A 12,842-nucleotide genomic window follows, 5' to 3' on the forward strand; every position below is an offset into this window, starting at 1 on the left:
AGCGCTTCTAAATTTACTTGATTTCAATCATTCTTGCCGGTTTTGGCTTTACTTCTTCACGTTTGTGAAGAGTGATTTTTAAAATTCCATCCTTATAGGAAGCGTCAATTTTTGATTCATCCACTTCGTTGCGTGGGATTGCGAAAGAGCGACGGAAGCCAGTGTAGCAGAATTCACGACGGGTGTATCCTCTATCTGATTCTTCTTTGTTTTCATCGCGTTCACATGAAATGGTCAGTACATTGTTATTTACCTCCACTTTAAAGTCGTCTTTGTTCAGGCCGGGAGCTGCCACTTCAATCTCGTATTCGTCCTGTGTTTCCCGAACATTTACCGATGGTACAGAACGTCTGCCTGAAGTTACTGGTGCGTTAAAGAAATCACCGCCAAAGAAATCATCAAAAATGTTTGAGATGTCAGGCATTTGGTTGTTGAATCTTCTTACAATAGCCATAGCTTAATCCTCCTAAATATTTTAGTTAAACTTTAGTTTTTTTTGATTCTGATAGAAGGATTGCAAACCAAATGCCATGCGTTTAAAGCGGTAATATTGACAGTTTTACGGCACATTGTATGTCGTAATGGCAGCATTGTAAATTATTTAATGACAAAATGACCGAGCATGGGATTGGGTATATGTGTTTAAAGGGGCGTAGCCCTGTAATCTTCGTAGAATAAAATATCAAGCGTTGAGATCGGAGGGGCGTTAGCCCTGCAATCTGCACGGCAGGTTAAACATGAATATTCCTAATTGCGGCGAGCTTTGTTTTATGCATTAAGATACCAGGGCTACGCCCCTTGGGGGATTGGATTGATGCCTCGTTGCTACGAAGATGCCAGGGCTGACGCCCCTGTTATAACGAAAATGCTTTTGCGCGAAATGTAAAAATCAAATATTTAGGGGTGTTCAAAGAGTGTGAAAATGAAACGAGTCCCGAAATTTCGGGACTCGTTTTACTGTGTTAAAATTTTGCTGTGCACAGAATCTAATTCCGCTGTGTGGAACTTCGCCGTGCTCAGTATCTAGTTCCTAATGTCTCGGAATAAATCAAAAGGTCTATTATAATGATTATTCAGCAGATGACGCATTATCTTCGTCCTTCTGTTCTTCTTCGCTTGGCTTGACCTCTTTTTCAGCAGGTTTTGCTACAGGTTTTTCTACCTTAGGCTCAAACTTCACTTTTATGGCATTCAGACCTTTGGGGCCTTTCTCTGTTTCAAAAATTACCTTATCGCGTTCACGAACTCTGTCAAGCAATCCATTTAAATGAACAAAAACACTTTCCTGGGTTTCAAGATCTTTAATAAAACCGTATCCCTTGGAATCGTTGAAGTAAGTAACTATACCATGACGAATCAAATCTTCCGGTTCAGGATCTTTTTGGCGTGATACACTTATTTCGATGTCTTCAATTTTTACTTCTTTTTTCTTTTTACCCGGATCGGGAGGAGTAGAGGAGATGTTCCCGTTCTCATCAACATAGGCAATCATATCATCAAGACTCTGCTTTTGGCGGTTCTCTTTTTTCTTTTCCTTGTCCTGCTTCTTTTTTTGTTTCTTTTTTTCTCTCTCTTTTTTTCCAAAAGTTTCCTGTGATCTTGCCATATAAAATGATTAAATTAAGTATTAGAGGACAAAGTTACGATAAAAAGCTTAACATGCAATGTTCTGCAATTGATTATTGATTTGAAGAACTTTAATCACGTTTTGGTGTTCATATCATATGGTTCAGTTTTTTGATTGTATATTTTAATAATCCTGCTGGACGGAAATATGTTTATCTGATATCTGTTATTTTATGAGTAAGAGTAATTTTCAGGAAATGCCTTTTGAGGCATTTCTGAATGAGTTAAATGCGGCCATGAAAAATGTTTTTCATCTGCGTGCCGACATTGATCAAATGGCATTGAAGAGAGGAATGCCACCGTTTGTCATGCGGGAGATTATGAGTATCAATCCGCTTTCAGTAGGAATACCAGCCGAATACGGCGGCCGTGGTTGCAAAATGGAAGAAAATATTGGCCTTTTGGCAGCAGCTTCCTATGAATCGCTTGCACTTTCACTGACTTTCGGTATTAATTCAGCGTTGTTTCTTCAACCTGTTGCCAAATATGCCAACGAAGAGTCAAAGAAGCATGTTTTTGATCGATTTATCAATCATCAAAACATGGGTGGGTTAATGATTACAGAACCTGATTACGGTAGTGATGCACTGAATATGCAATCATCTTTTACAGAGAATAACGGAAACTATCATATACAGGGAACTAAGCACTGGGCAGGATTAACCGGTTGGGCTGATTTTTGGCTACTTACCGCCAGAGAAATGTCGCCTGAAGGAAAACTTAAAAGGGATATCGATTTTTTTATTTGTGATGTGAATGAACCCAATCAGCAAATAAAAGTAGATGAGGTTTATGAAAACCTGGGATTGTATCAAATTCCTTATGGGCGTAACATTCTGGATGTGCAGATACCTTCATCGCGGCGGTTGATTCCTGAAACCACCGGGGTAAAGATGATGTTGGATCTGCTCCACCGGAGTCGGATGCAATTCCCTGGAATGGCCATGGGATTTATTCATCGGCTTCTTGATGAATCAATCGCACACTCACGTGAGCGTCAAATAGGAGGAAGAAATCTTCTCAGCTACGATCAGGTGCAGCAGCGCTTGGCAAAGTTACAGGCATATTTTACCATCACCTCGGCCATGTGCCACAACAGCAGTAAAGTAGCCGGTATAGAAAATGATTTAAGTCTGAATGGACTTGAAGCCAATTCAGTTAAAAGTGTGGTGACGGATATGATGCAGGAGGCCGCTCAATCAGCCACTCAATTGGTGGGTGCACAAGCCTATAAAATTAATCACATTGCCGGAAGGGGTATTACTGACAGTCGTCCATTCCAGATTTTTGAAGGTTCCAATGACATTCTGTACGCTCAAATTTCGGAAGGATTAGTTAAGTTGATGAAAAAGGCCAAAGAGTTTAATCTTTTTTATGCTTTAAAAAGTAACTCTCTGACATCAAAAGCGTCAGAACGCATTAAATCCATTCTGGATTTTAAAATTCAATCTGCATTGCCACAGCGAAAAATGGTGGAGTTGGGACAGGTTGTAGGACGCGTTGTTTCCATGGAGCAGGTTCTCAAATTGGGTGCAACGGGGTTTAATCATCAGCTTATTGAAAATGCTGTAACGATTTTGGAGCAGGAGATTGAGATGCTGATGTCAGGTTACCACTTTAATCGTCAGGTAAATGCCATAGAGGTCTACAATACGGAAAGCAACTGGCGGGATTTTGTCTGATTTTTTGATTTTTAGTGCCGGAAAGGTGGATGCTTAAAACAAAAGTTCTATTTTTGTGCATTCACTTTACCGTGCCCAAAAATGATATTAGGACTTATTAAGCTTGAGGTTAAGCAGTTATTCCGGTCTTCCAACCTTGCAAAGAATATCCTTGTCAACATCTTTGCAGGTTTTTCAATGCTGTTTGTTTTATTTTGGCTTTTCCTTATAGGAAGAGCTCTGCCCAGCGTAATTCAATCCCTTACAGGAAGTGATGATGTTTTTTATGTTGTGAACACATATTTGGCTCACTTTTTCCTGATGGAGATATTGCTTCGCTACTTTTTTCAAAAAGTTCCCGGAGCCAATATTTCTCCTTTTATTCACTTACCTGTTCCAAAGTCCCTTCTTACCTTTTGGTTACTTCTAAAATCTCTGATATCTCCAATGAGCCTTTTGGTTCTGGCCGTCTTTTTACCATTTGCACGTCAGGCTGTGATTCCGTTTTACGGAAGCACAGCAGGCTTTTTATGGTTAGGCACTTTGCTGGCCATAAGTTTCACACTGCATTGGTTGGTAATTCTTCTAAAACTCAAAACTGAAAAGGGATTCAGGGGGTTTTTACTGTTTTTGGCGGTAATTGCTTTGGTTCTCGGAATGGATCACTTTGGTTATCTCGCTGTACTGACCAGATTGCATCCATTTTTCGAATTTGCAGCAAGTAGCGTCATTCCCTTTGTTGTTCTGTTGCTTGTTATGCTGTTTTTCTTTCTTCTTGTATTTCGAAGTTTTAAACTGCACACCCATCTTGAAGATGATGTAAAGAAAGTCGGGTACAATTTTTACAATTATGCTCCGGGAATCTTATCCCGATTTGGTTTTCTGGGTGATATTGCCATACTTGAATGGAGGTTAATTTTGAGACATAAAAGAAGCAGAAACCTCCTTTTTACAGGTCTGATTTTCTTAACATATGGAATGATATTTTACACCAATCCTCAATACTTTAACGAAGATGGATCCATTAGCACTGTGTTAATATTGCCGGCTATTTTTATTACCGGAACGCTTGCGATGCAATTTGGTCAGTTGTTTATAAGTTGGAACAGTTCTCATTTCGATTTTTTCATGAACAAACCTGATGGTATTTCCAGTTTAATTCGCGGCAAATACCTGCTTTATATGTTGGCTGTTTCTTTTATGCTTATCTTATCTCTGCCTTATGCTTATTTTGGATGGCAGATATTGTATCTGCATTTGGCCGCATTCTTATACAATGTGGGAGTTAATTTGAACATAATAGTTTGGCTTGCCTTATGGCAACCCAAACCCATCAATCTCAATGCAGGCGGAACATGGAACATGGAAGGCATGGGATGCGCACAGTTTCTACTTGCAGTTCCTGTTTTGGGAGTTCCATTAATCATTGTCGCTATTTTGTCTTTCTTTTTTAGCCAGGTAGTTGCTTTTATTGTAATTGGAGGAATAGGGCTGATAGGTTTAATTCTGTTTCCATATTTCTCAGGTCTTGCGGTGAAAAAAGTTATTGAAAACCGATATAATATATCTTCTACATTCAGAAAAGAGTCATGATAGAAATTATCAACTTAAAAAAACAATACCACTCGGAAGTGGTATTAAATATTGACAATCTTCAGATACAAACAGGAGAGTGTTTCGGTCTGGTTGGGAATAATGGTGCGGGAAAAACCACTCTCTTTCGTCTGATTTTGGATATGATAAAAGCCACAGCCGGTTCTGTCACAATCAATGGTGAAAATGTGAGTTTAGGCGAAGAGTGGAAAAAAAGAACAGGTGCCTATCTGGATGAGTATATGTTGTTGGGGTATTTAACTCCCGATGAGTATTTTGAGGTTTTGAGAAAGTTCTATCGTTTGTCAAAAGAAGATGTTCGCATTCATTTAGACCGGTTTTTTGATTTTTTTAACGGAGAAATTACCGGCACATCCAAATATATCAGGGACTTGTCAAAGGGAAACATCAAGAAAACAGGTTTGGCTGCTGCACTGTTTGGTAATCCTGGTCTGGTATTGCTTGACGAACCATTTGAGAACCTTGACCCCACCTCCCAAACCCGACTGAAACGAATCATCAGAAGGGAGCAGGAGGAGTTCGGACGTACATTTCTTATTTCCAGTCACGACTTGAATCATGTGACTGAAATTTGCAGCCGGATAGTTTTGTTGGAGAAGGGTTTGGTAATAAAGGATATGAAATCTGACGAACAAATGGCGGTTGAGCTTGAGAATTACTTTAATCAGTAATTTCAAATCCTGCCTTGCGGAGGTCATCCCAAAAAGCCGGATAAGATTTTGATACCACCGTCGGGTCGGCAATTTTAAACAGGTTGTGTTTTAAAGCGGCCGGAGCAAAGGCCATCGCCATGCGATGGTCTTTATAAGTGGCAATTTCAATATCTGAGGTCGCTTCTTTTTTATCACCTTGCCAAACCAGATTGTCTTTATCGTTGGTGTTCAATTCAAATCCGAATTTTCCCAATTCGTTTACCAAAGCCTGAATGCGGTCGGTTTCCTTTATTTTAAGTGTGTGTAGTCCTGTTAAACTGAACGGAATGTTTAGAAATGCACAGGTTACAGCAAAAGTTTGTGCCAGGTCAGGCTCCTTGGTAAAATCGTGTGTAAACTTCTCTGCATACTCTCCGGTATTGGTCAGCGTGAGTCCTTTCGCTGAAAATTTACTTTGAACACCCAGCTTCTTAAACAACTCAGCTACGGCGGAGTCTCCTTGCCAGCTGTACCTGTCAAGTCCTTTCAGCGTAACAGAATCGCCGGGATTAGAAAGCGCTATGATTTCAAACCAATAGGAGGCTGCGCTCCAGTCTGATTCAACTTTGGCTTCAACCGGTTTGTAATTGGCAACAGGCACGGTAATGATGTTCTCTTTCCAGTGGCATTTAACGCCATACATTTCCATCAGTTTTAGGGTAAGATGAATGTATGGACGGGAGGTGATTTCTCCGGTAAGTTTTAGTCTGAGGCCATTCTCCATGGCCGGACCAACCATTAACAAAGCCGAAATATATTGACTGCTGATGTCGCCGGGCAGTTCCATCTCACCTCCGGTCAGCGAACTCCCAAATATCCTTAAAGGAGGATATCCCTCCTTTTCCATGTACTCAATTTTACCTCCAAGCTGATTCAGGGCATCCACCAAAACAGCAATAGGCCGTTGTTTCATACGTGTGCTGCCGGTAATGGTCCATTCTCCCACAATTTTTGAAAGGTATGCGGTTAAAAACCGCATGGTGGTGCCTGCTGCGCCAATGTCAAAATGGTTGGTGTTTGAGTTGAAAACCTGCAACATAGCTTTTGTGTCGTCGCTATCCGACAGATTTTTAATGGGGTGCGGACTGTAACTTAATGCATTAAGAATAAGCAACCTGTTGCTGATGCTTTTTGATGCAGGCAATTCTACGTTGATGTTATTGGTTTTTTCAGGTGCTTTTATGATGATGGACATATACAGATTTCAAAGAAGGTTCAACAAATGATTATTTAATTTTCCAGATAGAAGCTCAGCGCTTCGTGCACTTCGTGCACTTCGCAGTGGGTATTGATGGCAATATCTCCAACAGCTTTTAAAAGTGTAAAGTTGATGCGTCCTGCCTGATTTTTTTTATCGTGAGTCATGGTTTCATACAAATAATCAAAATCAGCTTTTGTATATGAAAAACTTCCAAAGATGTTTTTTGTATATGCAGTCAGTTCTTCAACCATCTTTAGAGGAAAACCCAGTTTGATGTGCGCCAAATAGAGTTCAGCCACCATTCCCCATGCCACGGCATACCCATGTAAAACCGGTTGGTTGTTTTTGAGGGCAAAACTCTCAAAAGCGTGACCAATGGTATGTCCAAGATTCAGCGCCTTTCTGATGTTTTTTTCAAAAGGGTCGGCAGTTACCACCTCGTCTTTTATTTTAATGGATTCTGCTACCAGTTTTGACAACTCTTGCATGTCGGGATTGAGAATGTCAAAATTGAGGGTTCTTTTCAGTAATGGTTCGTTTTTTAAATACGCATGCTTAATCATCTCTGCAAAACCGGAAATTAAGTTGGGTTGGTCAAGGGTTTTTAACAACGTCGTATCCACCAAAACATGTTTGGCTTGCATAAATGAACCAATTTCATTTTTATACCCCATGAAATTGATTCCGGTTTTACCTCCAACCGACGCATCCACCTGAGCCAGAAGTGTGGTTGGAATGTTGATAAAAGCAATTCCCCTTTTAAAGGTAGCTGCGGCAAAACCTCCCAAATCGCAAGGCATTCCGCCTCCAAGGTTAATCAGCAAAGCATGGCGGTTGGCTCCGCCTTCCACCAGTTTTTGCCACACAGAAATCAGCGTTTCGGTGTTTTTATATTCATCGCCGGGATCCGTTATGATGCAACGCTCTTCAGAAATACCTTCAATCCGGCTTATCAGCGGGAAACAATGGCGGTGAGTATTTTTGTCGGTAAGGACAAAAATCTTTTCATTTTTAAAAGGCTCAATCAGTTGCTCAAGGTCATTGGCCAGATTGTCAGCCAGGAAAACATCTGTTTCTTGTGTATGTAGTGATTGCATAATGCTATGTAAAACATGAATTCTAATATTCTCAAAAGTTGACGACGTTAAACTTGACTTTAACTCATTCTTAGGACTATATTCTTGCTACAAGATGCTTTTTTGGCAGGTTTTTATAAATGAAGAGATTGCTTTAAGCCAATATTAAAGGAACTTGCAAGCTATTACATTAGCCACAAAAATAATACTTTTAAATGAGAGTTGTTCGAATTTGTGCCGTTGACTAAGGCTTTTTGTTTATTGAAAATGCATGTTATTAAAAAAAATGATATTTTTTTTGGATGATATTTGTTTTAATAATACTTTTAAAAGTATATTTACCTTTTAATCTTTTGTGTAGATACAATTGTTGTGGTAACTTCATGAATGTTTTTTATTTGTTTCTAATTATGTAGAATGCCATAACAAACTAAAACATCTTTTTATGAGAAAAAATCTAATTAGGTTTAAAGCATTTCTTTTTGTGGTGGCGGTTGTGTTTTTAAGTTGTGGTAAAACTCCTCTGCCATCTGGAGAATTAGAGCCTTTTCACCTTTCTGCTGTCAGTTTGCTTGAGAGTCCTTTTACTCATGCTAGTTTTATGAACGAAGGCTATGTAATGGCGCATGATGTTGATCGATTGCTAGCTCCATTTTTAATTGATGCCGGACTTGAACCGCGGGCACCTCGTTATGGGAATTGGGAAAGTGACGGCCTTGACGGCCATACGGGTGGGCATTTTCTTACCTCATTTGCACTAATGTATGCCTCAACCGGTAATGAGGAAGCAAAACGTCGTCTGGATTATATGGTTGATGAATTGGAGCGTTGTCAAATAGCCAATGGCAATGGATATGTTGGTGGAATACCGGGAGGTATGGCCATGTGGGAGGAGATCAAAACCGGTCATATCAATGCTGGTAATTTTTCTTTAAATGGGAAATGGGTTCCATGGTACAATATCCATAAACTATATGCCGGACTTCGGGATGCTTACCTTCTAGGCGAAAATGAGAAAGCACTCGGTATGCTTATTGACCTCACAGACTGGTGTGTTGATTTGGTTAGTGGTTTATCTGATGAACAGGTACAACAGATGTTGATATCAGAGCATGGAGGAGTGAATGAAGTATTTGCAGATGTCTATGCTATTACCGGTGAAGAAAAATACCTGGAATTATCACGCAGGTTCGCACATCGTATGCTTCTCGACCCTTTAATTGCAGGTGAAGACCAACTAACAGGCATGCATGCAAATACTCAGATACCTAAAGTGATTGGATTTATGCGCACCGCTCAGCTTGCCGGCGATAGAGAGTGGGAGGAAGCCTCTGCTTTTTTCTGGGAAACCGTGGTTAACAACCGAACAGTTGCCATGGGAGGCAACTCTACTTACGAGCATTTTCATCCCAAAGATGACTTTTCATCTATGATTGAATCACGTGAAGGTCCTGAGACCTGCAATACATATAATATGATGAAGTTGTCGCAGCAACTATATTTTAGTCGCAACGACCTAAAGTATATCGATTATTACGAGAGGTCTCTTTATAACCATATTCTTGCTTCGATACATCCTGAGCATGGTGGATTGGTGTATTTTACCCCCATGCGCCCCATGCATTATCGGGTTTATTCAAACCCGGAGCACACTTTTTGGTGTTGTGTAGGTTCCGGAATAGAAAATCATGCGAAATACGGAGAGTTGATTTATGCACATGATGACAAAAATGTATATGTGAATTTGTTTATCCCATCTAAACTAAACTGGAAGGAAAAAGGGATTAAATTATCGCAGCAAACAACTTTCCCAGAATCGGAGAGGACCACGATAACAATTGATGAAAACAATTCCGGCGAGTTTGGAGTATTCATACGTCATCCTCAATGGGTTAAGCCAGGAAGCTTAACCGTTAAAGTGAATGGGCGCAGGATTAGAGGCAACAGTTCGCCCGGAGACTATTTTGCAGTGAGCCGCAACTGGAACCCTGGTGATGAAATAGCGATTGAACTGCCGATGTTCACTTATGGAGAAGAGATGCCGGACGGCTCACCCTTTTTGGCTCTTTTGCATGGACCGATTGTTTTGACGGCTTCAACAGGAACGAGGGATTTAGATGGCTTGGTAGCAGATGATAGCAGAATGGGACATATAGCACACGGAGCTTTATTTTCCCGAGAAAACGCGCCAATGTTGTTGTTGGATGACGAAAACTGGCCAGAAAAAGTTAAATCATCCGATAGTCCACTGACTTTTACAGCTCCTGAACTGATATATCCCAGAGAGTTTTCCGATCTGGAATTGATCCCTTTTTATAAGCTTCACGATGCCCGATACATGGTTTACTGGCAAACAGCAACATCTGATGAGATTGAGAAGATTCGGGTTGAATTGCAAGAGCGAGAGCGAGTATTGATGGCTCTTGAAGCACAAACCATAGACCGTGTTGAAACGGGGCAACAGCAACCCGAATCGGACAGAGGCTTTCAGGGAGAGCAGACAGAGACTGGTGTCCATCAAAATCGACATTGGAGACATGCATCCGGATGGTTTTCCTATTATTTGAACGATAGGCAGGCAGAAGCTAAAACTTTAAGAGTAACTTACTATGGTTTAGACAGAGACAGAAATTTTGATATCATCCTGAATGGAGAGGTCTTGGCCACAGTAAATCTTGATGGATCTCAGGGAGACCGTTTCTTTGAAATGGATTATCAAATTCCGTCAGAAATTGTTGATAAACAACTAAATGGAAGGCATTTGCTGATGTTTAGAGCACATGAAGGGTCTGTCGCCGGCGGAATTTTCTATGTCAGGTTGATGAGATAGTTCTGAATTTCCATGATTTGTTACATTCGTAACAAATCATGTTGGATTTTAAAACAGGAAAAAGAGCACCAAGTGTAATATACAATATGATTGTCATTATACCGGGTGTTCTTTTTTTATCTATATTTTCAGACTGGCAAAACGGACACTTCGTATCAGTAGGGAATTTTTTCATTTCTGTTTTCATACTGTTTTCCTGAATATACCCCCCCTGGATCAAAAGTTGTTTTCCTTTTTCGAAATCCAATGGAGTCACCATGATTTTTACTCCTCCAATGGCGTTTGAATAAAACGGATGTACGGTGACTGTCATTTCGTCCTTCAGAGTACAAAAAATTTCATTGGCCGCCAAGTAGCTCACTGCCTGTTGAGCTTCATGAGGGAATGTAAATGAGGTAAGTTGGATAGAGTTTGGCTCCATGTTTTTTGTGTTAGATAAGCAACAATATCAAAAATAGGAAATTGTAGTTGTTATTTCATTAAATATTTTGTTTTTTGTAGAAACAAAAAACAATTTTTACAGATATTTGCCCCTCAATAATCAGCTTATATTAAAAAAATGAACAACAAAAAAACATCGAGCAGATATATTCAGTTATTTGCAGGCTCATGGTTAATTGCTCTAACGCTTTTCGTTCTTTCATTTGTATTAAAAGTGGAAGTGAATCCGTTATTTCAGTATTTGCTCGGATTTGCCATTGTAACCATTGCTTTGGTATTCGGGCAAGGCGGCTTTTATTACATTGAAGTTGAGTCGGAGAAGGAAGTTTTTCGCATCCGGTTTTTTAACCTATTACCGGTGGGAAGAGAATATAAAGCGATGGAAATTCCATTGAGCCGTTTTCATAAATATGAGGTAAAGTCAAAGTTTGGAGGTCTGTTTCATTATCTCTACCTCTTTGAAGAGACCGGTCGTGGATTGGCAAAATATCCTCCTATAGGTTTTACGGCATTACGAAAAGACGAACGTGCCATCATTGTTGAATTTCTCGATAAAATTAGCAGATAAATAATCAACCTTAACCGTGGACACCCAACTACAATACCAAATAGCCATAAGCCTGATAAAAGGAATTGGGCCAAAATTGGCAAGAAATTTAATAGCATATCTTGGTTCCATAGAAGCGATTTTTGATACTAAAAGCCGGTTTGAGAAGATCCCAGGAATAGGTAGTGTCATGGCTCAAAAACTTCGTGAAACCGATTTTGTCTCTATTCTGAAACAGGCCGAAAGGGAGATGGCTTTTGTGGAGAAAGAGAGTTTAGAAACCTACTTTTTTACCGATGTGGATTATCCTCGGCGACTTGCTTTTTGCGAGGACGCCCCCTTGATGCTTTATTATAGAGGCAATGCTTCGTTGGACGCTGCGCGAATCATCGGTGTGGTTGGAACCAGAAGGCCTTCCGATAACGGGGTTACAAACTGTGAGAAACTGATACAGGAATTGGCTGTGCGTCATCCGGGAACGGTCATTGTGAGCGGACTGGCTTATGGGATAGACATCTGTGCGCATCGTGCAGCTTTGAGAAATAACCTTCCAACCATTGCTGTTTTAGCTCACGGACTGGACAGGATTTACCCGGGAACTCATCATCACACGGCACGTGAAATATCCGAACGAGGCGGGTTACTTACCGAATTTATGACTGAAACCAATCCCGACCGACCTAACTTCGTAAAACGTAACCGCATTGTGGCAGGTTTGTGCGATGCTGTTGTTGTGGTGGAGTCCGCCCGAAAAGGGGGAGCGTTGATTACGGCAGGGATTGCAAATAGTTACAGCAGGGATGTGCTGGCATTTCCCGGACGGGTGAACGATGAAGCTTCGGGTGGATGTAATAAACTTATTAAAACGAACATCGCAGCACTTATTGAGGATATCGATGACTTTGAGTACGCTCTTGGGTGGGAAAGCAAAACGGTTGGGACATCTGCTGTGCAGGGATCTTTGTTTGCGTCTGCCGAAACTCCGGACGAAAAGGCTATAATGGAGGTGCTTTTGGCAGAGAAAGAGATGAATTTGAATTTGCTGGGGCTTCAACTTGGAATGCCCATCGGGAGACTGTCGGCAACCTTGCTCGATATGGAATTTAAAGGATTGGTGAAGAGCCGACCGGGTGGTGTTTTTAAGTTGTTGTAAA

Annotated in this window: 11 protein-coding genes; 6 read left to right on the top strand and 5 right to left on the bottom strand. The window is 40.6% G+C overall.

The genetic code is table 11. The annotated features are described in order from the left end of the window. Positions 1-13: 13 nt before the first annotated feature. Both EV194_RS10095 and EV194_RS10100 read right to left on the bottom strand, forming a co-directional pair. Positions 14-454: an Hsp20/alpha crystallin family protein gene (locus EV194_RS10095; RefSeq protein WP_132433910.1), complete on the bottom strand. Its 441-nt coding sequence runs from the start codon at positions 452-454 to the stop codon at positions 14-16. Positions 455-1,069: 615 nt separating this feature from the next. Next, positions 1,070-1,606 carry a cold-shock protein gene (locus EV194_RS10100; protein WP_132433911.1) on the bottom strand — a complete coding sequence of 179 codons (537 nt, stop codon included), beginning with the start codon at positions 1,604-1,606 and terminating at the stop codon, positions 1,070-1,072. 193 nt (positions 1,607-1,799) lie between these two features. Here EV194_RS10100 and EV194_RS10105 point away from each other — a divergent pair, with 193 nt between their 5' ends. The 3 genes from EV194_RS10105 to EV194_RS10115 all read left to right on the top strand — a co-directional run bounded on the left by EV194_RS10105 (position 1,800) and on the right by EV194_RS10115 (position 5,572). Next, positions 1,800-3,308, top strand: coding sequence for an acyl-CoA dehydrogenase family protein (locus tag EV194_RS10105; RefSeq protein ID WP_132433912.1), 1,509 nt, complete (start codon positions 1,800-1,802; stop codon positions 3,306-3,308). A gap of 81 nt (positions 3,309-3,389) precedes the next feature. Beyond that, the gene (locus EV194_RS10110) at positions 3,390-4,880 is read left to right on the top strand and encodes a DUF5687 family protein (protein ID WP_132433913.1); all 1,491 of its coding nucleotides are present in this window, start codon (positions 3,390-3,392) and stop codon (positions 4,878-4,880) included. Beyond that, positions 4,877-5,572 (top strand): ABC transporter ATP-binding protein, encoded by a 696-nt coding sequence (locus tag EV194_RS10115; protein WP_132433914.1) that lies wholly within the window; start codon positions 4,877-4,879, stop codon positions 5,570-5,572. The genes EV194_RS10110 and EV194_RS10115 overlap by 4 nt, the downstream gene beginning before the upstream one ends. Here the strand turns inward: EV194_RS10115 and EV194_RS10120 are convergent. Next, a complete protein-coding gene (locus EV194_RS10120) occupies positions 5,562-6,788 on the bottom strand; it encodes a 3-phosphoshikimate 1-carboxyvinyltransferase (protein WP_132433915.1) in 1,227 nt (408 codons plus the stop codon). The two genes, EV194_RS10115 and EV194_RS10120, sit on opposite strands and share 11 nt — an antisense overlap. 35 nt (positions 6,789-6,823) lie before the next feature. Beyond that, positions 6,824-7,891: a 3-dehydroquinate synthase gene (gene aroB, locus EV194_RS10125; protein ID WP_132433916.1), complete on the bottom strand. Its 1,068-nt coding sequence runs from the start codon at positions 7,889-7,891 to the stop codon at positions 6,824-6,826. A 424-nt stretch (positions 7,892-8,315) separates the two neighbouring features. Between aroB and EV194_RS10130 the strand changes: the two genes are divergently transcribed. Next, positions 8,316-10,700 carry a glycoside hydrolase family 127 protein gene (locus tag EV194_RS10130; protein WP_132433917.1) on the top strand — a complete coding sequence of 795 codons (2,385 nt, stop codon included), beginning with the start codon at positions 8,316-8,318 and terminating at the stop codon, positions 10,698-10,700. Here EV194_RS10130 and EV194_RS10135 read toward each other — a convergent pair. Beyond that, the gene (locus EV194_RS10135) at positions 10,684-11,121 is read right to left on the bottom strand and encodes a hypothetical protein (RefSeq protein WP_132433918.1); all 438 of its coding nucleotides are present in this window, start codon (positions 11,119-11,121) and stop codon (positions 10,684-10,686) included. The two genes, EV194_RS10130 and EV194_RS10135, sit on opposite strands and share 17 nt — an antisense overlap. Positions 11,122-11,259: 138 nt before the next feature. Here EV194_RS10135 and EV194_RS10140 point away from each other — a divergent pair, with 138 nt between their 5' ends. Both EV194_RS10140 and dprA read left to right on the top strand, forming a co-directional pair. Then, entirely contained in the window at positions 11,260-11,709 is a 450-nt protein-coding gene (locus tag EV194_RS10140) for a hypothetical protein (RefSeq protein WP_132433919.1), read from the top strand. A gap of 16 nt (positions 11,710-11,725) precedes the next feature. Next, entirely contained in the window at positions 11,726-12,841 is a 1,116-nt protein-coding gene (gene dprA / locus EV194_RS10145) for a DNA-processing protein DprA (RefSeq protein ID WP_132433920.1), read from the top strand. The last annotated feature ends 1 nt before the right edge of the window (position 12,842 follow it).

Origin of the sequence: Natronoflexus pectinivorans (assembly GCF_004345615.1) — a bacterium.
Lineage (GTDB): Bacteria > Bacteroidota > Bacteroidia > Bacteroidales > Marinilabiliaceae > Natronoflexus > Natronoflexus pectinivorans.